Source organism: Bradyrhizobium prioriisuperbiae (genome assembly GCF_032397745.1).
Lineage (GTDB): Bacteria > Pseudomonadota > Alphaproteobacteria > Rhizobiales > Xanthobacteraceae > Bradyrhizobium_A > Bradyrhizobium_A prioriisuperbiae.
The window spans coordinates 3,286,099-3,304,951 of record NZ_CP135921.1; the positions used below are offsets into that span (position 1 = coordinate 3,286,099).

Consider the following 18,853-nt stretch of genomic DNA (forward strand, 5'->3'; position numbering starts at 1 on the left):
TGCCGTCGGGATTCGACCGCCAAGTCAAGTCCGGCAATTTCAAGATATGGTGTGACGCAATGCAACGTGCCGGTCGGCGTTATCAGCAATGCTGGCGCTACAGCATCGCGACCAGCTTCTCCATGCCGATGATCCGGGCCAGCATGATCACCTCGGTCTTCTGGTCCGAGCGCATCTGCATCAACAACGGCATCGCCGCCGTCTTCAGCCGTTCGACTTCCGGCGTCGAGGTGTCGACCGGCACGGTCTTGCCGGGAGATTTCTTGTTGGCTTCGTAGATCTGCTTCACCACGGCACGCAGCGCGACTTCGAGCTCCGGCCAGTACTGCTCCTGGGAGGCCGACAGTCTGAGGCGCTGCTTCAGGCTCGCGATCTGCGCATCGTTGAGGATGACGTTGGTCGGCTTCGCCGGCTTGACCGCCGCGGCCTTGGGCTTGGGCTGGTCGCCCACCGAGGGCTTCATCAGGTCGGCGGGCAGCCTGCCGTCGAGTGCGGCCACTGCACCGGTGTCGAGCGCGGCGTACTGGTTGACCGGCGAGGGGCGTGGCGGGCGTGGTTCGGGCACTTCGGTTGAGGATAGCGACGCCAGCCTGATCGGGGCGCCGACCGCAAGCTTGTCGGCCTTGACGGTCGCATTCGACGCCGGGAACGGCGCGGCCGGCTGCAGATCGGCGGCCTCCGAGTGCTCCTGAAAACTGAAGGTGCGCGCGAGCGCGACAGCGCCAGCCGCCACCGCGCCGGCGACGCCAACAACTGCCAACACGCCGAGTGTCATTCGCAAGGTCAAGAGCGCTCCGTCCGGCCGGTTCAACCGCCCCCCAACGCGTCTTCGCAAAGACTTGTTAAGTATGGCTTAACCACGGCCGCAACGGTTACCGGCACAATCGGGAGAAACTGGGGCAGCGGTCCCCTCAGCCGGCAGGCGGCACTCAGGCACCTTCGGGCACGGGCTTTGCGGCCGGGGTGGGCGCGGGGCCTGCCGCCGGTGTGAACGGCCCGGCCGGCGAGGGTCCGATGCAGGCCGCAAAGATCAGGGCCGCAATCGCCAGGCTGAAGGTCAGCGAGAAACCGTCAATATAAGCCAGCACATTGGCCTCGCGCTGCACCAGGCTCGCCAGCGTGCCCAGCGCCCGCCCAGGCGCAAGGCCTGCGCTGTGATCGGCGAAGTGCGCTGACAGCTGGTTCAGCCGGGTCACCGCTTCGGGATCGCTGCTGGTGACGTTCTGTCCCAGGAAGTTCGAATGGGTCTGTTCGCGCACCCGCAGCCAGGTCGCGATCAGGGCAGACCCGATCTCGGCGCCGCCCAGCCGCATCACCTGGATGTAGGCGGCAAAGGAGGTGGCGCGGGCCGGGTCCGAATTGGCGAGTGCGATCAGGATCAGCGGCACCAGCGAAAATGCCTGCCCCACCGACATCAGCAGCAGCATCGGAACGAAATCACCGCGCGACCAGTCGTGACTGACGGAGGTGCCGAGCAGGCTGGCGATGGCGAAGGCCGCAAGGCCGATGTACAGCACCGCGCGCACGTCAAAACGATGCAGCAGATAGACCGTCAGCGGCAACAGCGCCAGGATCGGTGCGGCGACGCACGCCAGCAGCAGCGGGCCGGTCTGCTCGGGGCGCAACTGCGCAATGGTGGTGAGAAAATTCGGCACCAGCGACGCATTGGAGAGGCTGGTCAGCGAGTAAAGCAGGATGACGACCAGCGACAATCCGATATTGCGCGAGAACAGCACATTGGGCTGCGCCCATGGTTCACGGACCACAGCCTCGTTGATGAAGAAGGCGATCAGCAGCAGGCCGCCCGCGACCAGCAGCGAAGTGACCGTGCCGGAGGTCAGCCAATCCAGCCGGTTGCCCTGGTCGATACCGGCATACAGCATGGCGAGACCCGCGCCGGCCAGCAGCATGCCGCCCCAGTCGGCATTGGCAAGCAGCGCTCTGTTGATCGGCTCGTGCGGCGTTCCCAGATAGACCATCAGGCCCATCAGCGGGGCGAGGAAAATGTCCTGCCAGTACAGCCATTCCCAGCCTGGGTGTTCGACATAGAATCCCACCGCCCAGACGCCGAAATTCTGGGTGAAGCCGACCCGGAACGAATACACCGCGATCGCGGCCACCCACCATTTCATCGGCAGGTTGCGGAAGATGATCATCAGCGTGACCGGAACGAAGGTGCCGATCAGCAGTCCGTGGACGAGGTTGAGTGTCAGCAAGGCCGCATAGTCCCGCGTCAGCGGAATCAGCAGCGAGACCAGCGCATAGAGAATGCTCGGCCCGATCAGCACGCGGCGGATTCCGAACACGGTGGCAAGCCACGCCACAGCCGGCGCAATGAAGATCTGCGGCGCGGTGGCCGCGGTGCTGAGCCAGGCGCCTTCGTCGAAACCCAGCGCCAGCGCGCCGCGCAGATCGGGCAGGCCGATCGAGAACAGGCGGCCATGGAAGTTGGACAGGAATGCGCCGAGCAACACGGCCGCGACGGCGAACATCGGGCGATGTGAGACACCGCCGGTGGAAACCGGGCCGCTTTCGACGACTTTACTTTCGGGCATCGGCGGTGCTCGCGCCATCCGTGGGCTGAATGTTGCCGTCGGTATGGATGCGGGTCACCACCGACATGCCCGGCAGCAGCCGCTCCAGCAGCGGCTGGCCCTTGTCCAGGGTAATGCGCACCGGAATTCGTTGGATCACCTTGGTGAAATTGCCGGTGGCGTTGTCAGGCGGCAGCAGCGCGAATTGCGATCCGCTGGCCGGCGCGATCCGCTCCACCCGTCCCTGCAGTCGCTCGCTCGAGAAGGTGTCCACGGTGACATCCACCGGCTGGCCCGGTTTGACGCGCGTGAGCTGGGTTTCCTTGTAGTTCGCGATCACATAGACGTTCGGCAGCGGCACCACGCTGATCAGGTTGCTGCCGATGTTCACATAGTCGCCGGGCTGCACTTGGCGTTCGCTGACCAAGCCATCGAACGGGGCAATGATCCTGGTGTAGCCGAGCCGCAGCTTGGCCGCGGTCAGCGCCGCCTGGGCGCCGAGCACGTCGGCGGCGCGTTGCTTCTTGGTGCCGTTCAGCACTTCGAGCTGATGCCGCTGGGCGGCGATCACGGCGGCGGTGGCCTTGAGATCGGCTTGGGCGCGAGCGTGATCGGCGATCGCCTGTTCCAGCCTCTGGCGGGTGCCTGATGACGTCACGCTCAGCGATTGCTGGCGTTCCTGTTCCTGGCTGGTCTCGAGTTCACGCGCGATGGCCGACTGCCGCGCCGCCTCGGCCTGGGCGATGGTGGCGTATTGCAGCTCCACTTGATTGTCGAGATTATCCAGCGTGGCCTTCGCCGCCTCGACGCTGGCCTCCGCCTGGGCCACCTGGGCGGCATAATCCTCGGGCGCGATTTCCACCAGCAGGTCGCCGGCCTTGACGCGCTGGAAGTCGTTGACTGCAACCGTGCGGACCTCGCCGGCGACGCGGGTGGCGAGCCGGGTGATCTGGGCACGGATGTAGGCGTCGTTGGTGGTCTGCGTCGCCCAACGGCCGGTCCAGGCATCCCAGCGCCAGGTCGCAACGCCGACCAGAACCAGGGGCTGCGAGTACGGCGGCCAGCGGCAACATCAAGCGGCGCATCATCGCGGTTCATTCCCCCATCGCAAACCCGGATCTTTGCAGGTCTTGTCGTTACAGGTCATGGTCTGAACAATTCGGCCGCTCGATGCAAGCGGGCGGATTGCTGTTCTGCGACAGGACATTACCATCTCCCGATGGGCGATTGTAGAACCCCCGGCGGTGCCGCGGCCGTGATCGGTTTGCCCGCAATCCATGCAGCGGGGCGGGGGCTGCGACAGAACCGTTTGACTGTGCCGATCATTGCTTCAACATCTCCGCCGGAGTGCACGGCGTCGTGCCGCTGTCATATCTCTCGGGTCGATCACAAAAAAAGGAACGGAGCATGGATCTCGGATTGAAAAACAAGAACATCCTGATCACCGGCGGCAGCAAGGGCATCGGGCTTGCGATTGCCGAGCTGTTTGCCGACGAGGGCGCCAATGTCGCGATCTGCGCACGCAACGCCGACGGTGTCGGCAGCGCGGTCAAGTCACTCACGGCCAAGGGTATCAAGGCATGGGGCCAGGCGATCGACGTGGCGGACCCTGCGGCGCTGAAGCAATGGGTCGAAGGCGCGGCCGGAGAGCTCGGCGGCATCGATGGTCTTGTCTGCAATGTGAGCGCGCTTGCCGTCGGCAATACCGAGGAGACCTGGGAGAAGTCGTTTCGCGTCGATATGATGCACACGGTGAATTCGATCGCCGCAGCACTTCCGTATCTGGAAAAATCCAAGATCGCATCGATTGCGATCGTCTCCAGTGTGTCAGGTTTCGAGGTCGATTTCGCCGCCGGTTCCTACGGCGCGTTCAAGGCGGCGCTGATCCATTACGCCAAGGGCCTCAGCACCCAGCTGATCGCCAAGGGCATTCGCGTCAACGCGATATCGCCGGGCAACACCTACTTCGAAGGCGGCATCTGGCAGAATATCGAGCAGGGATCGCCGGACCTCTACAAGATGGCGATGGGGTTGAATCCGACCGGCCGGATGGGCACGCCGCAGGAAGTCGCCGCTGGCGTGGTGTTCCTTGCAAGCCCGGTGGCTAGCCGCATCTCCGGCACCAACCTGATCATCGACGGCGCGCTGACCAAGGCCGTTTAGAGCCCGTCCGACGCTTCAATCGCATGCCGGACAAAATCCGGCATGCGATCGCGCGGAATTGATGCTAGGCAAACGGACTCGTTTCGAAACGCGTTCCGATCGTCATCGATATGCTGCAGATTATCAGACAATTCCGCTGGCTTGACGGCGTGTTCTCGCTGAAGACGTTCGTCGCCGCCATGCTGGCGCTGTACATCGCATTTCGTCTCGATCTGTCGCAGCCGAGCTGGTCGGTCACCACCGTCTACATCGTCTCCCAGCCGTTCGCCGGGATGGTGCTGGCCAAGTCGCTGTATCGCGTGCTGGGGACACTGATCGGCGCGGTGATGTCGCTGCTCATGGTGGCGCTGTTCTCCAATGCGCCGGAACTGTTCTGCCTGGCACTGGCGATCTGGATCGGGCTCGGCACCTTCATCACAATCTATCTGCGCGATGCGCCGCAGGCCTATGTCGGCATGCTGTCGGGCTATTCGGCGGCGATCATCGGTCTGCCGGCGGCGCTGGCGCCGGACACCGCCTTCGATTTCGCGGTGGCGCGCTGTCTCGAGATCACGCTCGGCATCGCCTGCGCCACGCTGATCCATCACGTAGTGTTTCCGCAGCGCGCCGGTGATGCGCTGCGCCGGGCGCTGGATGCCATGCTGCCGCGCATGGCGCGCTGGGTGGGGGACGCGCTGCAGGGGCGCCAGAGCGAGGCCCGCGGCCTGGTCGATCGGCGCGACATCATCGCCTCGGCCGTGGCGCTGGATGGCCTGCGCGTGTTCGCCGCCATCGACACCCCGGCCATCCGGGCGGTCGATCCGGTGATCCGCCGCTTCGAGGGCACGCTGCTCTCGCTGTTGGCGCTGCTTGTCTCCGTCTACGACCGCTTCGCCTTGCTGCGACGGGATCGTCCGGCTGCGGCGGAGGCGCTGCAGCCGCTGATGACGCGGGCCGCCGATCACATCGCCGCTTCAGCCGGGGCCACCACACCGGATGATGCGCGCCGGGAAGGCGAATTGGAGGCGGCACTCAAGCTGGAGATCGATCGCCTGCTTCCCTCGCGGGAGATGCTGGGGCGCGATCCCCGCGCATTCCTGTTGCGCAGCATCCTGCTGCGGCTCGGCGACATCCTGGAGATGTGGCGCGATGCGGTCTGGCTGCGGACTCACATAACGTCGGGGCTTCGCCTTGACGATGGTCAGCCGGCGCCTGGCTTTCATCCCTATCGCGACACCACGCTTGCGGTGGTCGGCGGGCTGGTCTCCATGGTCACGGTGCTGATCGCTAGCGCATTCTGGATCGGCTCGGCCTGGTCGAGCGGTCCCACCGCCATCACCTATGCCGGCATCATGTGCGCGATCATGGGCGGGCGCGACAATCCGGCGGCGGCATCGACCATGTTCCTGAAGATGAGCATCGTCGGCAGTCTCATCGCGTGGCTCTATTTGTTCGCCGTGCTGCCGCCGCTGACGACCTATCCGGTGCTCGTCGTCGCGCTCGCGCCCTTCTACCTGCTGTGTGGACTGCTTCTGACCTCACCGGTCGCGACCCCTTTCACCATGCCGCTGATTTTCGTCGCGGGCGGGCTGATAGGAATTTCCAATACCATGGCCTACGACTTTGCCGCCTTCGGCAACAATGTGGTGAGTTATGTGGTCGGCATCGGGATCGGTGCCGCCGCGCTCGGTCTGCTGCGGCCGATCGGCGCCGACTGGGCTGTGCGGCGGCTATGTCGCGGCATGTTCGGCGACCTGGCGCATGCGGCCGGCTCGGCGGTCGCCGACACGCGCCAGGCCTTTGAAAGCCGGATGTTCGACCGGATCAATGCCCTGTTCATGCGGCTCGACCCGATGGTTGCGGAGCCGCGCGCGATCCTGCAGGCGAGCCTGGCGGCGCTGCGCATCGGCCTCAACATCCTGGCTTTGCGCAACCTGCGGCTGGTGCTGCCGGCGGCGGCCGTGTCGTCCGTGCAGCAGGCGCTGGCGGCTCTCGCCGGGCATTTCGAGCGCATGCGCCGCGGCCGCGCGTCGCCGCTGCCACTCGCGGTGCTGGTGACGGCGCGTCAGGCCATGCTGGCTGCGGGCGAGCAGACGGAGCTGGTCCGTGCGGCGGAGGCGCTTTACAACATCGAGACGACCTTGCGCCTGCATGCGGATTTCTTCGCGCCGGCCGCGCCGATGACGCCCATGACCTCAAGTGATACCCCGACCGATCCGGTGACCGCATGATCAAGGAAATCAGTCTGGACGGCGTGTTCCTGCCGCCGCTGTTCGGCTATCTTCTGGGCACCGCGCTGGTCTGGTATCTCCTGCGTTATCTGCTGGGACGGTTCGGGGTCTATCGCTTCGTCTGGCATCCGCCGCTGTTCAACACCGCGCTGTATGTGATCCTGCTCAGCGCGTTCGTCGCGTCCACGCTTTGATGAGGTCGAAACTCCGATGCCGAACATGACCTCGATGGTGCGTTTTGCCGTCACGGTGGTTGCGGTGGTGATCGCGGCGATCGCCGGCTGGTATCTGTGGCGCACCTATGAAGACAGCCCCTGGACGCGGGACGGGCGGGTGCGCGCCAATGTGGTCAATGTCGCGCCGGATGTGGCTGGCGCCGTCATCGACATGAAGGCCAGGGACAACCAGGCCGTCAAGATCGGCGACGTGCTGTTTGTGGTCGATCCCGCGCGTTACCAACTGGCGCTCTCGCAGGCGGAAGCCGCACTCGTCGGTGCCAAGACCCTGTTCGACCAGCGCCAGGAGGAATACGACCGGCGCCAGAAGCTGAGCTCGATTTCGATCTCCGACGAGGCCTTGACCCAGGCGCGTACCGCGGCGTTGTCGGCTCAGGCCGCCTCCGATCAGGCAGAGGCGGCGCTCGGGGTGGCGAAGCTGAATCTGGCGCGCACCGAAGTGCGCGCGCCGGTCAACGGCTATGTCACCAACCTGCTGTTCCACCGCGGCGACTACGCCACCGCGGGGCGTGCCGCGCTGGCCATCGTCGACAGCGATTCCTACTATGTCGCCGGCTATTTCGAGGAGACCAAGCTGCGCCATATCAAGATCGGCGACGCGGCCTCGGTCCGGCTGATGGGCTTTACCGCGCCGATCGAGGGCCATGTGCAGAGCGTGGCTCGCGCCATCACCGATCGCGACAACGCCACCGGCAGCGACCTGATCGCCAACGTCAATCCGACCTTCACGTGGGTGCGGCTGGCGCAGCGCATTCCCGTCCGCATCGCCATCGACAAGGTGCCTGACGGCGTCACGCTCAGCGCCGGCATGACCGCGACCGTGGTGGTGACGGGGACGACGGACAGCGCCCGGGTCAAGCCGCCGGCGCGATGATGTTGGACAGCGCCACCAAATCATCCGGTCAGGGCGGCGTTGTTCTTCTGCATGCCATCGCCAGGACGTCGCGATCCCTCGACAAGATGCAGCGGGCGCTCGACACGGCGGGATTTGCGACATTGAACCTCGGCTATTCCAGCCGCCGCAAGCCACTCGACGCGCTGGCGACGGACATTCACCCGGCTATCGCGCGGTTCGCTGACGGTTTTGATGGGCCGATCCATTTCGTGGCCCACTCCATGGGCGGGTTGCTGACACGGGTCTATCTCGCGACCCATCCATTGCAGCGGCTAGGCAGGGTGGTGATGCTGGGCACGCCCAATGGCGGCAGCGAGGTCGCCGATCGGCTCAAAAACTTCAGGCTCTACCGCGCCTATTTCGGACCTGCCGGCCAGCAACTGACAACGGTGCGGGATCACGCCACAGAGAGGCTTTTGCCTGCGGTCGATTATCCGGTTGGCATCATCGCGGGCAACCGCTCGATCGATCCGATTTCGTCGGCGCTGCTGCCAAAGCCGCATGACGGCAAGGTCGCGGTCGCGAACACCAGGCTCGCCGGCATGGCCGATCATATCGTGGTCGGCGCAGCCCACCCGTGGCTGCTGCGCCATGGACCAGCGATCGAACAGACCATTGCGTTCCTGCGCGACGGGCGCTTTCGGCACACGACGGGTTGGTGACCCGCTTACTTCTCCCTGAACGCGCGCATCAGCTGGTCGTGCAGCGGCTTGGCGAGGTAGGACAGCATGGTGCGCTCGCCGGTCTGCACGAAGGTCTCGACCGGCATGCCGGGGATGATCTTGACGTTGCCCAGACGCGCGATCTCCTCCGGCGTCATCGAGACGCGAATGGTGTAGGTGCTCAGCCCGGTGCGCTGGTCGGTGGTGGTGTCGGGAGAGACCCGGCTCACCGTGCCATTCAGCTCCGGCGTGGTGCGCTGGTTGAAGGCGGAAAATCGCAGCAGCGTGCTCTGGCCGATCTGCACCTTGTCGATGTCCTGCGGATTGACCTTGGCTTCGACCGAGAGATTTTCGCCTTGCGGCACGATCATCATAATGGCCTCGCCGGCGGTGATCACGCCGCCGACGGTGTGAACCGTCGACTGCAGCACCATGCCGTCCTGCGGCGCGCGAATCTCGATACGCCGCAGCTGGTCCTCGGCCGCGATCTTGCGCTCAACCGCCTCGCCGATCTTGTCGTTGGCTTCGCGCAGGTCTTTCGAGATTTCGCTGATCGCATCCCTGTCGATTTGGATGATCTGCAGTTCGATTTCGGCAATCTTGCCTCGGGCCTGCGCGCGGGTCGCGGTCAGCTGCGCCCGCTCGCCGGTCAGCCGGGCCGCCTCGCGTTCGACCTGCGTAATCCGCGCAATTTGCACCAGATTCTGCGCATACAGGATTCGAACTGCGGAAAGTTCCTTCTCAACCAGAGCGATTTCGCGGGTTTTCGCCTCTTCCTGTGCGGCGAGACCACCGATCTCCTCGTTCAGTTGGGTGATGCGCTCCTTCAGCTGTGCCTTCTGTCCGGTCCGGCCAGTCGAGCGAACCTCGAACAGCTTGGCCTCGCTCTCCATCACGGCGCGAACGTCGGGATTGGTTGCCTGGTCGTGCAGTGCGGTCGGAAACGCAATTGTGTGTGGCGGGGTATGCTCCTCGGTTTCGGTACGGGTGCGAAGCGACCTCAGTTCTGCTTCGAGCCGCGCCGCCCGCGCCAATAGGCCGTTGAGGCTCTTGCTGACGATGGCAAGGCTCGCCCGGGTCACGGTGTCGTCCAGTCGCACCACCACGTCGCCTGCCTTGACCAGGTCGCCGTCACGCGCGCGCACCTCGCCGACCACGCCGCCGGTCGGATGCTGCACCTTCTTCACATTGGAATCGACCACCACCGATCCCGGCGCGATCAGGGCGCCCGAAATCAGCGCGGTCGAGGCCCAGCCGCCGAGGCCGCCGGCCAGCAGCAGGACAACCACCAGCCCGACCATCAGGTGCAGGCGGATCGAACGGCGCGAGGGTCCAGTCGTTGTGGTGTTTGTCATGATTTTGCGACTCCGCCTTCCGCCACGATCTTGATCGGATTCGGTGGTGGCGCCGGCTGCGCCTTTTGCATGACCTGGCCGAGCACGGTCTCCTTGGGGCCGAAGGCCTGCGCGCGGCCGTCTTTCACCACCAGCAGCAGGTCGACGCCCTCGATCGCCACCGGCCGGTGCGCGATCACCACCACGACCGCGCCGCGATCGCGCGCAGATCGAATGGCGCGTGTCAACGCTTCGTCGCCTTCCGCGTCGAGGTTCGAATTCGGCTCATCCAGCACGATCAGGAACGGCTTGCCGTACAGCGCGCGCGCCAGCGCAATGCGCTGGGCCTGTCCGGCCGACAGCACGCTGCCGCGTTCGCCGATCTGGGTGTCATAGCCGTTGGTCATGCCAACGATCAGCCCGTGCACGCCGGCATCCTTCGCGGCATCGATGATGTCGTCGGACTTGGCGTCGGGATCGAAGCGGCTGATGTTCTGGCCGATCGAACCGGCGAACAGTTCGACATCCTGCGGCAGGTACCCGATGTGGCGGCCCAGGATGTCGGGCTCCCACTGGTCGATCGCCGCGGCATCGAGCCGGACCTTGCCGCGTGCCGGCTGCCAGACGCCGACCAGCGCCCGTGCCAGCGACGATTTGCCGGACCCGCTGGGACCGATGATGCCCAGCCCATGGCCGGCATCGAGCGAGAAGCTCACGTCGGAGATGACAACCTTCTGGGTGCCGGGCGGCACGATGCTGATATTCTCGGCCACCAGGCGCTGCGTCGGTGGCTGCAGCCGGATCAGTTCCTGTTGCGGGGGCAGCGCTGCGAGCAGTTTGCTGAGGCGATGCCAGCTCTGCCGCGCGGCGGTGAAACTCTTCCAGTGGGCGATGGCGAGGTCCACCGGCGCCAGCGCCCGCGCGCTCAGGATCGAGCCGGCGATGATGATTCCGGCCGTCGCCTCCTGGTGGATCACGAGATAGGCGCCGACCCCGAGCACCGCCGATTGCAGCATCATGCGCGCAACCTTGGCGATCGATCCGAGGCCGCCGGTGACGTCGCTGCTGCGTCGGTTGTCGGCAAGATACTCGTCGTTGATTTTGCCCCAGCGCCGGGTGTGGTGCCCCGTCATTCCCATTGCGACCACGACTTCGGCATTGCGCCGGCTCGCCGCGGCGAGATCGTTGCGGCGCATCGACAGCGTAATGGCGTCGCGCATCGGACCCCGCGCCAGCACTTCCGTCAGCAGGGTGATAATGATCAGGATGATCGCTCCGATCAGCGCGGTCACGCCGATCATGGTGTGAAAGGCGAAACAGACCGCGAGATACAGCGGCAGCCACGGCAGGTCGAACAGGGCGCTCGGTCCCATGCCGGACAGGAACGACCTGACATTGTCGAGATCGCGCAATGGCTGCAGGCCATCATTGTTGCCGCCAGCGACCAGCGGCACGCGGACGACGGATTCGAACACCCGGTGTCCGACCGCTTCATCGAGCGACGTCCCGATCCGCACCAGGACCCGCGCGCGGATCACGTCGAGAATGCCCTGGGCGATATACAATCCGCCGGCGAGGATGATCAGGCCGACCAGCGTCGGCACGCTGCGGCTCGGCAGCACCCGGTCATAGACCTCCAGCATGAACAGCGAGCCGTTGAGATACAGCAGGTTGATCATGCAGCTCATGATGCCGACGCCGATGAAGGCGTTGCGGCAGGCGCGCAATGCCTCGCCGAGTTCGGAGCGCCGGCGTCCCGGCACGGGACCTGAAGGAGCAGCCATCAATCCTGATCTTTCGTCATGGGTTTAAGAAGCTGGGTCTAAAAACCGGGTCCAAACTACACGGGCCCGAAATCCTGGGTTGTGAGTTTTGGCACAAAATCATGAGCGCGAAACGACGGACGCAGGTCTCAGTCCCCTGCGAAGCCGATACCCACTTCTATCGATTTGGGCGGCCAGCGTCCAATTTCGTCGTATTAACCTAAACTTACGGCGTGCGCGGTCGGCTGCCCCAGGCGCTTGGCCTCCAACTGGCGGTAGAGTTCGGTGAGCCAGCGGTCGGCGAGGTCGCGGACGGTCGCGGTAGCGTCGTGCTGCTTGCCTGCGCTGTCATTGACGAAGGCGTCGCCGGGCATCTTCGCATTGCGGGAACCGGCCTCAGTCAGCACGGTCTGCTCGTGTGCATCCGTGGCAATCCCGAAGTGCGGCATGATCAGCGTCGACACCGCCTGTGGCAGTTGCCGGTGGTTGATCAGGAGTCCACCGTCGGGTGTGTCATGCCGCACCATGGGCTCGCAGATGCCGGCCAGAACGCGCGCCTGATACTCCGCCGGCGCCTGCCATGAGAGGTCGGGATTGAGGCCGAACCGGTCGGCGCCGACAAGTTGGGGCAGCATCTGCATGCCGGGCTGCCGCCGATGCGACACGAGCACCTCGACCGGATCACGGTACAGGAAGATCCAGGGCACCGTCGGGAAAGCGCGGCGGAACAGCGCCAGGTCGCGGGTATGCCAGCAATCGAGCTTGACCACGAACAGCCGCTCGTCGCCGCGCCGCGCCTGGCCGAACGCAGAGATCATCCACTGCAGCCAGCGGACCTGGTCGTCTTCGCTCAGATCCGGATTGATCCGCCGGGCATTCACCACCGTGTCGACCGGGCCGGCTTCGGAGATGGCGATGGCGCCGGGCAGGGCGCCCAGCATCTGCGACACCAGTGTCGAGCCGCAGCGCGACATGTGGAAGATGAAGCCGTCGGGCTGCAGATGCCGGTTGGCCTGCAGCCACTCCGGCAGCCGTTCGATCGGCGTTTGATAGCGGAACAGCCGGTTGAACGGTTTGCGCAGGGCGTGCTGGACGGAATCGTCGAAGAACGGTTCCCGCAGCGGCTGTTCGCCGAAAAACGACCAGTCCACCCGCAACGTATCGTCGCGCCAGGAGGCCGCGACCGGGAGCCAGCCGGTCGGCGGCAACCGCCTGCCGCTCATGAGATCGTGGAGCGTGCGTTGAACACGCGTGATGTCGTGCGCATCGCGGTCCAGACGTCATCGGCGGCAAAGCAGAAGCCGCGCTCCTGTCCCATCCGGATCACCAGGGCGATGAATTGGTCGATGTCGGCCATTGCGCGCAGATCGTCATGCAGTTCGACAGTGTCGAGTACGAAGCCGCAGAACTGGTCCAGCTGATCGTCTCCGCTGTCTTGCTCCTCGTGCGACGATGGGTCTGTCACAGGGCTGCCTCCTGCTCTGCAGTACAGGCTGCCTGTCGGAGCATGCCCGCGATCCAGTCGTTGACGGTGGCGTCGATCACGAGGTGCACGCGGCTGCTGGTGCCCCGGTTGGCCACGCTGTGCGGATCGGAGAGCCGCAGATACCAGCAGCTGCCCGCTGTCATCGCCAGCCGCCGGCCGTTCAGGCGGAAGTCCACATCCGAATTTGTGATCACCGGGATATGCAGCCGCACCACGCCGTCCTCGAAGCTGAGGTCATAGTCGGAATGTTCCTTGATGACCGATCCTGGCGTCAGCTGCATCAGGCGAACCGCCAGCAGCGGACATGGGAATGTCGCCAGCACCTCGCGGAAACAGGGGCAGCGATCGAGGATCGGAGTGTCGACGAATTCCGTGGCGGACGGATTGGAAAAGATCATCATCACCGGATGGGTGGCGCCGGCCTGGGCCCGCAACGGAATGACGCTCCATTCGCCCTCGTAGTTCTGGGGCACGAAGTGGTCGATCCATTCGCCCTTCGACAGGCTCTCCAGGTCGCGCCGCAAGGCGTCTGCATCAAAGTCGAACGGCAGGCGCACCTGGTCGGGCAGCCGCGGTGACGCCCTGCCGTTTGCCCCCGTCATGGCTGTTTCGCCTCGTCCAGCGGGCGCCAGCGCAGCTCGATATGGGCTTCGTCGCCATTGCCGGTGTCGCGAAAGCCGAGCCGGCCAAACATCTTTAGGGACGCCGCGTTGTTGGCCATGACGATCGCCCGCACACCGCCCCGCGCCGTGGCATGCGCCATCACCGATTGCACCAGCGCGGTGCCGAGGCCGCGTTGCTGCTGGTCGGGCAAAAGCGCGATGTCGACGATATAGACCGCGTCGGCTTCATCATGTTCGATCAGTTCGCCGATCGGGCCGTCGGCTGTTTCGACCACCAGTCGGCGCGCCCCGGGGAACCGGTCGCGATAACCCTGGCTGCGCGCCCGGTATTGCATGGTCAGGAGATTGTCGATCATCGTTTCCGGCAACCCGCCGAGCCGCAACACGCCGCCGCGGGTGGCGCGGAACAGCTCGAACAGGAATGCCGCATCCGCGTCTGTGGCGGTCCGCAGGCGCACGTTTGCGCCGGACGCCTCGATCTCGCGCGCGATGTTGGAGGGCGCTGCATCCTGAGACCTGCTCCCGGCGGCTTCACTGGCCATGAGATGACACCGTTCGCGATACCATTGTCGTTCGCCGGGATAAAAGCATGCTGGAATTTTTCACGGCGATCCTTCAGATTGCAGCGACGTTGAAAGAGAGTCCAAACGAGAGCCTGTGAGCATGACCGAGACCAACGCCACTCCCGACGATGCGCTTCCCGAATTTCTTCTTGTCGAGCATTTCGAACCGTTTGTCGGCAAGATTGTTCGCTTCAAGGGGACGCGTTACGCCTTTCCGCTCCACAGCATCCATCGCCCTCAGGGCCCCAACTGGGAAAAGCCGGACTGGGTCAAGCGTTACCCCTTCACGCTGATCTTTCGCGGCCCGAAGGAGCGCGATGTGCTGCCTGAAGGCCTCTATGACTGCGAGATCGAGGGCGGGCCGACTGTCACCATCTATGTCGCGCCGATCATGACGCCGCAGCCCGATTGCCAGGACTACCAGGCCGTCTTTAATTGAGCACAACGTTGGTCGCGTCGCTCCAATCGAAGTTGCTCAATGAACCGTCGCTGAATGGGGGCCTCACTTTGGCTGAGCCGCAACGCGCCGCTCAGTTTCGTGACGGGAAGATGCCGTTCAGTGCAATGCAGAAATTGATCACCAGATAGGGCTGAATGTTTGTGTGCGGCTGGGTGCCGCCGTTGAGGCCGATAACCTGTGGCGCCAGCGTATTGTTAGGCGACTGGTTGCTGTACATCTGGACTTTGTAGTTTCCCGGCGGGTTGATCGATGTGCCCTGCGAGTTGCCAAGCACGGCGGTGCTGCTGGGGGTGGGACCATTGCTGGCCGCCCCGGTCGTGCTGTCCGCCATCAGGAGGTGGTTGTGCCGCGTGAGCTCGGTAATGATGAGGGTATGATTCTCCTCGCCGGCAAAATCGCCCTGGTTGTAATACGGCCCGCCCTGGGCCTGTCCGTATCCGATCGGCATCCGGCTCTGCAGGTTCGGCAACGCGAATGTGGTGGTGCCGTTGCCGCCATACATGGTGCCGAGCAGGGAGAACAGCGCCTGATTCTGCGCGATCGCCAGAATCTGCCCGTTGCATTGCAACCAGCCTCTGGGGGCGAAGTTGAAGGAGAACATCTCGATCTGTCCGACGTAAGGTTGGCTCATCCGAATCGGCTCCGTCTTTAACTTGAATTGTCTTTAATTGCGCGGCGGGAACACGCCCTGCATGGCGATGCAATAATTGAGCGCCAGGTAGGGCTGCATGTTGTTGTGCGGCTGGCCGCCGCCGTTGAAGCTGATCGACTGAGGTGCGAGGCCGGTCGTCGCCGCGGTCGCGTTCGGGCTGTAGATCTGGGCGTTGTAAGTCGTTCCTCCGCCACCCTTGCCGCCGACGGTGTACTGGCTCAAGCCCAGCTGATTTCCCGCCGCGGTCGTCGTCGATCCCTGGACCGAGGTGGTGTTGAAGGCGTGGCTGTGCGCGGGAAGCTCATTGACCGTCAGCGACACTGCCGTCGTGCCGCCGGTCTGTCCTGAATCATAGTCGCTCAGTCCTGGTCCCTGGCCGACACCGATGGCGCCGCGGCCCTGCAGGTTCGGCAGCCCGAAGTTCGAGGTGCCGTTGCCGCCATAGTTTGTGCCGAGGATCGAGAACAGTGCGGTGTTCTGCTGGATCGGGATGATCTGGCCGGCGCACAGCGCCCAGCCGCGCGGTGCGAAATTGAATCCGTAAAGTTCGATCTGTCCGATGTATGGCTCTGTCATGTCTGTTGTCCTGCGCGCGAACTCTGGGCCTGATTAATAAAAGCCTTGTCAATAAAGCCCTGGCCGAGTTCTGGCCTTGGCTGAATCTTGGCTCGGTCGAGTCTCAGCCCTGGCTTGGATAAATCCCGTAGACAGCGATGCAGTACAGCGCTGCCTGATACGGCTGGAGGTTGTTGTGCGGCTGGGTCTGGCCCGTCAGCGAGATGGTCTGGGCGGCCAGCGGCACCTGCTGGTTCGCGGATGCGTAGGGAATATAGGCGGTCGATTGCTGTGCCGGGTCCATGAACTCGTCGGCGAGGTACGTGGTGCTGTTGGGCGTGGGGGTGTTGCCGCTCACTCCGGTCACGACGCTGACGATATGATCGTGCTGGGGGATCGTGTTGGTCGTCAGCGTCACGTTCTCGACGCCCGCGCGCTGACCGATCACATAGGTCGACAGGCCTGGACCTGTTCCCATGTGGATGGGGATGCGGCTGCGCATATCCGGAAGCGCGAAGGTGGTGACCCCGTCACCGCCATAGGTTGTGCCGATCAGGTTATAAAGCGCGTCGTAGTTCGAAATCGCCAGCAGCTGACCGGAACACGTCATGTAGTTGCGAGGTGCGAACGTGCCCCCGAAGAGCATGATCTGTCCGAGATATGGTTGCGACATGCCGCGAGCCCCCCTTGCGGACGCACTTCACTTTCATTTCACACAACTGAACAGGGCGTATGACTTTAAATGTCGATACGACTTTGAAAGTCGATGCCTGTCGCCGCACGAAACGAACGAGTGCCGAAAACGATAATAAGAAATCAGGATGTAGATTTTTTGGCAGTGATAAAAGTCACACTAGTGTCCTGAAAGCGCTTGCCGCACACTCGCACGAACTTCGCATTCAGCACACGAGAGCTTACGATCGTCGCGACGCGAGCACAACGGAATTTTGGCGCGCCCGCTTGCTTTTCATTTTTATCAACCAGACGGTGAATACGATATGACGAATTCTTGGGGAACGGGCAGGGTGGTGCGTTGCCTGCCCCAAGTCGAGACACGGGTCGAGACGCAGATCGACACATCGGACGACCGGCAGCAGCAAATGCGAATCGATCGAGGGGTGCAACACGCGTGACCAAGTCCGGAGGCTACGTCACCGACATCGGCTATACGGCAGGCTTTTACCCGGAGACCGCTCCCGGTCATCTCGCCTTTGCCGCTCTCGCTGCCGGACGGGCGCCTGGCGGCGCGGCACGTCCCGGCCGCGTGCTCGAGCTCGGCTTCGGCCAGGGGTTTGGCCTGGCGCTGCTCGCCGCCGCCAATCCGGACGTTGTCTTCGAGGGCTGCGACTTCAATCCGGCCCACGTGGCCCATGCACGGGACCTCATTGCATCAGCTGGCCTTGCCAACCTCGCGGTGACGGAAGCGAGTTTTGAAGCCGCGGCCGTGGCTCCCGGTGCCTGCGATGCCGATGTCGTGCTGCTTCATGGCGTGCTGAGCTGGGTCGCGGCGGAGACGCGCGAAGCGGTGCTCGCGATCCTGAAGCATCGGATGCAGTCCGGTGCGGCCCTCTACGTATCCTACAATTGCTTGCCGGGCTGGGCACAGCTGACGCCGATCCGGGAGTTGATCCTCGCCATCAAGCGACAAACGGCCGGCGGGTCGGAGCAGCAGATCGCGCAGGCGCTGAACTGTCTGGGCAGCCTGAAGCAGGCCAACGCGCCGTTCTTCGCCAGAAACCCGGTCGCCGCCGCTCATCTCGAAACCATGCTGGGTTTGGATCGTGCCTACTTGGCGCATGAATATCTCGACGACCATGCACAGCCGCTGCAGTTCGCCGATGTGGCCACGCGCCTGGGCGCGGTCGACCTTGCTTATGTCGCGTCCGCGACCTTAACGGAGAATTTCAACGCGTTCGCCATGCCGGCCGATCTGCAGGAGCCGATCGCGCGCACCCACGACGAGATCCTGCGCCAGACCATTGGCGATTTCGCCGTCGGCAAGCACTTCCGTCGCGATATTTTTCTGCGCGGCGATCCGGCTCTCGACGCGGCGGCGCGTCGCCGGCATCTCGCTGGGCTGCGTTTTGCACTCACCGTGCCGCGTCGGCGGCTGGTGTTCAAGTTTCTCGGGCCGCTGAGCGAGCTTCTCGGCAAAGACGATTTTTATGCCCCGATCGCGGATCGGCTCGCGGATCGCATCGCAACCTTCGAGGAACTGCTGGCGCTGCCCGTTTTCGGCGCCGATGCCACGGAGCGGCTGATCGAATGCCTTGCGCTGCTGATCCATTCCGGACAGGTACTGGTCGTCACAGCGCCTCCCGCGGCGGACACCGCACCCGCCCAGCGTTTCAACCGCTTGATCGTCGACCGCGCCCGGCAGGGACGTATCTACGGTTATCTTGCCTCTCCGGTGGCGCGGACCGGCGTTCGCATCGACGATTTTGCCTTGCTGACACTTGCGGCGGTGTTCGATGGTAAGAGCGATACCGCAGTTACAGCAGCGCAGCATGGCTTGTCGCTCATCACGGCGCTGGGCCGGCGTCCGCTCGACAACGGCCGGCCCATCGAGCGAGACGATGATGCCGTAGCGTTCCTGGCCGCGCGCATGGAACCGGTGATTGCCGACGATCTTCCGCTCTGGCGGCGTCTCGGTATTCTGTGACAGGGCGATCAGCCCGAGGCCCATTCACGATGAGAAAATGACACGGCGACGACGG

General features: G+C 64.2%; 18 protein-coding genes and 1 pseudogene. 7 read left to right on the forward strand and 12 right to left on the reverse strand.

Features of this window, described 5'->3' with window-relative positions; genetic code table 11:
- Nucleotides 1–97: 97 nt before the first annotated feature.
- The 3 genes and pseudogenes from RS897_RS15430 to RS897_RS15440 all read right to left on the reverse strand — a co-directional run bounded on the left by RS897_RS15430 (nt 98) and on the right by RS897_RS15440 (nt 3,622).
- Nucleotides 98–763 (reverse strand): hypothetical protein, encoded by a 666-nt coding sequence (locus tag RS897_RS15430; protein WP_315837387.1) that lies wholly within the window; start codon nt 761–763, stop codon nt 98–100.
- A gap of 166 nt (nt 764–929) precedes the next feature.
- On the reverse strand, nt 930–2,555 hold the full coding sequence (locus tag RS897_RS15435) for an MFS transporter (RefSeq protein WP_315837388.1): 1,626 nt from the start codon (nt 2,553–2,555) through the stop codon (nt 930–932).
- A pseudogene (locus RS897_RS15440) lies at nt 2,542–3,622 on the reverse strand (HlyD family secretion protein). The gene RS897_RS15435 and the pseudogene RS897_RS15440 overlap by 14 nt, the downstream one beginning before the upstream one ends.
- A gap of 319 nt (nt 3,623–3,941) precedes the next feature.
- Between RS897_RS15440 and RS897_RS15445 the strand changes: the two are divergent.
- The 5 genes from RS897_RS15445 (at nt 3,942) to RS897_RS15465 (ending at nt 8,700) form a co-directional block, all read left to right on the forward strand.
- Complete coding sequence (locus RS897_RS15445; RefSeq protein WP_315837389.1) at nt 3,942–4,697, forward strand: SDR family NAD(P)-dependent oxidoreductase; 756 nt, start codon at nt 3,942–3,944, stop codon at nt 4,695–4,697.
- Between the two features lie 110 nt (nt 4,698–4,807).
- Nucleotides 4,808–6,907: an FUSC family protein gene (locus RS897_RS15450; RefSeq protein ID WP_315837390.1), complete on the forward strand. Its 2,100-nt coding sequence runs from the start codon at nt 4,808–4,810 to the stop codon at nt 6,905–6,907.
- Nucleotides 6,904–7,101: a DUF1656 domain-containing protein gene (locus RS897_RS15455; RefSeq protein WP_315837391.1), complete on the forward strand. Its 198-nt coding sequence runs from the start codon at nt 6,904–6,906 to the stop codon at nt 7,099–7,101. The genes RS897_RS15450 and RS897_RS15455 overlap by 4 nt, the downstream gene beginning before the upstream one ends.
- A gap of 16 nt (nt 7,102–7,117) precedes the next feature.
- Nucleotides 7,118–8,017 carry an efflux RND transporter periplasmic adaptor subunit gene (locus tag RS897_RS15460; protein ID WP_315837392.1) on the forward strand — a complete coding sequence of 300 codons (900 nt, stop codon included), beginning with the start codon at nt 7,118–7,120 and terminating at the stop codon, nt 8,015–8,017.
- Nucleotides 8,017–8,700 carry an esterase/lipase family protein gene (locus RS897_RS15465; RefSeq protein ID WP_407654552.1) on the forward strand — a complete coding sequence of 228 codons (684 nt, stop codon included), beginning with the start codon at nt 8,017–8,019 and terminating at the stop codon, nt 8,698–8,700. The genes RS897_RS15460 and RS897_RS15465 overlap by 1 nt, the downstream gene beginning before the upstream one ends.
- A gap of 5 nt (nt 8,701–8,705) precedes the next feature.
- On the opposite strand, the gene RS897_RS15470 is transcribed toward RS897_RS15465, so the two are convergent.
- From RS897_RS15470 to RS897_RS15495, 6 genes are all read right to left on the reverse strand, one after another.
- A complete protein-coding gene (locus RS897_RS15470) occupies nt 8,706–10,055 on the reverse strand; it encodes an HlyD family type I secretion periplasmic adaptor subunit (protein ID WP_315837394.1) in 1,350 nt (449 codons plus the stop codon).
- A complete protein-coding gene (locus RS897_RS15475) occupies nt 10,052–11,818 on the reverse strand; it encodes a type I secretion system permease/ATPase (RefSeq protein WP_315837395.1) in 1,767 nt (588 codons plus the stop codon). Before RS897_RS15475 ends, RS897_RS15470 begins: the two co-directional genes overlap by 4 nt.
- Nucleotides 11,819–12,012: 194 nt before the next feature.
- On the reverse strand, nt 12,013–13,020 hold the full coding sequence (locus RS897_RS15480; protein ID WP_315837396.1) for a hypothetical protein: 1,008 nt from the start codon (nt 13,018–13,020) through the stop codon (nt 12,013–12,015).
- The gene (locus RS897_RS15485; RefSeq protein ID WP_315837397.1) at nt 13,017–13,262 is read right to left on the reverse strand and encodes a hypothetical protein; all 246 of its coding nucleotides are present in this window, start codon (nt 13,260–13,262) and stop codon (nt 13,017–13,019) included. Before RS897_RS15485 ends, RS897_RS15480 begins: the two co-directional genes overlap by 4 nt.
- Complete coding sequence (locus RS897_RS15490; RefSeq protein WP_315837398.1) at nt 13,259–13,885, reverse strand: aspartyl/asparaginyl beta-hydroxylase domain-containing protein; 627 nt, start codon at nt 13,883–13,885, stop codon at nt 13,259–13,261. The genes RS897_RS15485 and RS897_RS15490 overlap by 4 nt, the downstream gene beginning before the upstream one ends.
- A complete protein-coding gene (locus RS897_RS15495; RefSeq protein WP_315837399.1) occupies nt 13,882–14,448 on the reverse strand; it encodes a GNAT family N-acetyltransferase in 567 nt (188 codons plus the stop codon). The genes RS897_RS15490 and RS897_RS15495 overlap by 4 nt, the downstream gene beginning before the upstream one ends.
- 121 nt (nt 14,449–14,569) lie before the next feature.
- Here RS897_RS15495 and RS897_RS15500 point away from each other — a divergent pair, with 121 nt between their 5' ends.
- Complete coding sequence (locus RS897_RS15500; RefSeq protein ID WP_315837400.1) at nt 14,570–14,908, forward strand: DUF6916 family protein; 339 nt, start codon at nt 14,570–14,572, stop codon at nt 14,906–14,908.
- Between the two features lie 91 nt (nt 14,909–14,999).
- On the opposite strand, the gene RS897_RS15505 is transcribed toward RS897_RS15500, so the two are convergent.
- The 3 genes from RS897_RS15505 to RS897_RS15515 all read right to left on the reverse strand — a co-directional run bounded on the left by RS897_RS15505 (nt 15,000) and on the right by RS897_RS15515 (nt 16,809).
- Nucleotides 15,000–15,560 (reverse strand): phage tail protein, encoded by a 561-nt coding sequence (locus tag RS897_RS15505; protein ID WP_315837401.1) that lies wholly within the window; start codon nt 15,558–15,560, stop codon nt 15,000–15,002.
- 33 nt (nt 15,561–15,593) lie between these two features.
- Entirely contained in the window at nt 15,594–16,157 is a 564-nt protein-coding gene (locus tag RS897_RS15510; RefSeq protein ID WP_315837402.1) for a phage tail protein, read from the reverse strand.
- A 103-nt stretch (nt 16,158–16,260) separates the two neighbouring features.
- Entirely contained in the window at nt 16,261–16,809 is a 549-nt protein-coding gene (locus RS897_RS15515; RefSeq protein ID WP_315837403.1) for a phage tail protein, read from the reverse strand.
- 456 nt (nt 16,810–17,265) lie between these two features.
- On the opposite strand from RS897_RS15515, the gene RS897_RS15520 reads away from it, so the two are divergent.
- The gene (locus RS897_RS15520) at nt 17,266–18,798 is read left to right on the forward strand and encodes a methyltransferase regulatory domain-containing protein (RefSeq protein WP_315837404.1); all 1,533 of its coding nucleotides are present in this window, start codon (nt 17,266–17,268) and stop codon (nt 18,796–18,798) included.
- The last annotated feature ends 55 nt before the right edge of the window (nt 18,799–18,853 follow it).

What these genes read in the sequence shown, in the direction of transcription:
- RS897_RS15465 (WP_407654552.1), top strand. Translation starts at nt 8,017, where the DNA reads ATGTTGGACAGCGCCACCAAATCATCCGGTCAGGGCGGCGTTGTTCTT.
- RS897_RS15455 (WP_315837391.1), top strand. Translation starts at nt 6,904, where the DNA reads ATGATCAAGGAAATCAGTCTGGACGGCGTGTTCCTGCCGCCGCTGTTC.
- RS897_RS15490 (WP_315837398.1), bottom strand. Translation starts at nt 13,885, where the DNA reads ATGACGGGGGCAAACGGCAGGGCGTCACCGCGGCTGCCCGACCAGGTG.
- RS897_RS15475 (WP_315837395.1), bottom strand. Translation starts at nt 11,818, where the DNA reads ATGGCTGCTCCTTCAGGTCCCGTGCCGGGACGCCGGCGCTCCGAACTC.
- RS897_RS15505 (WP_315837401.1), bottom strand. Translation starts at nt 15,560, where the DNA reads ATGAGCCAACCTTACGTCGGACAGATCGAGATGTTCTCCTTCAACTTC.
- RS897_RS15450 (WP_315837390.1), top strand. Translation starts at nt 4,808, where the DNA reads ATGCTGCAGATTATCAGACAATTCCGCTGGCTTGACGGCGTGTTCTCG.
- RS897_RS15500 (WP_315837400.1), top strand. Translation starts at nt 14,570, where the DNA reads ATGACCGAGACCAACGCCACTCCCGACGATGCGCTTCCCGAATTTCTT.
- RS897_RS15515 (WP_315837403.1), bottom strand. Translation starts at nt 16,809, where the DNA reads ATGTCGCAACCATATCTCGGACAGATCATGCTCTTCGGGGGCACGTTC.
- RS897_RS15435 (WP_315837388.1), bottom strand. Translation starts at nt 2,555, where the DNA reads ATGCCCGAAAGTAAAGTCGTCGAAAGCGGCCCGGTTTCCACCGGCGGT.
- RS897_RS15445 (WP_315837389.1), top strand. Translation starts at nt 3,942, where the DNA reads ATGGATCTCGGATTGAAAAACAAGAACATCCTGATCACCGGCGGCAGC.
- RS897_RS15470 (WP_315837394.1), bottom strand. Translation starts at nt 10,055, where the DNA reads ATGACAAACACCACAACGACTGGACCCTCGCGCCGTTCGATCCGCCTG.
- RS897_RS15510 (WP_315837402.1), bottom strand. Translation starts at nt 16,157, where the DNA reads ATGACAGAGCCATACATCGGACAGATCGAACTTTACGGATTCAATTTC.
- RS897_RS15495 (WP_315837399.1), bottom strand. Translation starts at nt 14,448, where the DNA reads ATGGCCAGTGAAGCCGCCGGGAGCAGGTCTCAGGATGCAGCGCCCTCC.
- RS897_RS15480 (WP_315837396.1), bottom strand. Translation starts at nt 13,020, where the DNA reads ATGAGCGGCAGGCGGTTGCCGCCGACCGGCTGGCTCCCGGTCGCGGCC.
- RS897_RS15460 (WP_315837392.1), top strand. Translation starts at nt 7,118, where the DNA reads ATGCCGAACATGACCTCGATGGTGCGTTTTGCCGTCACGGTGGTTGCG.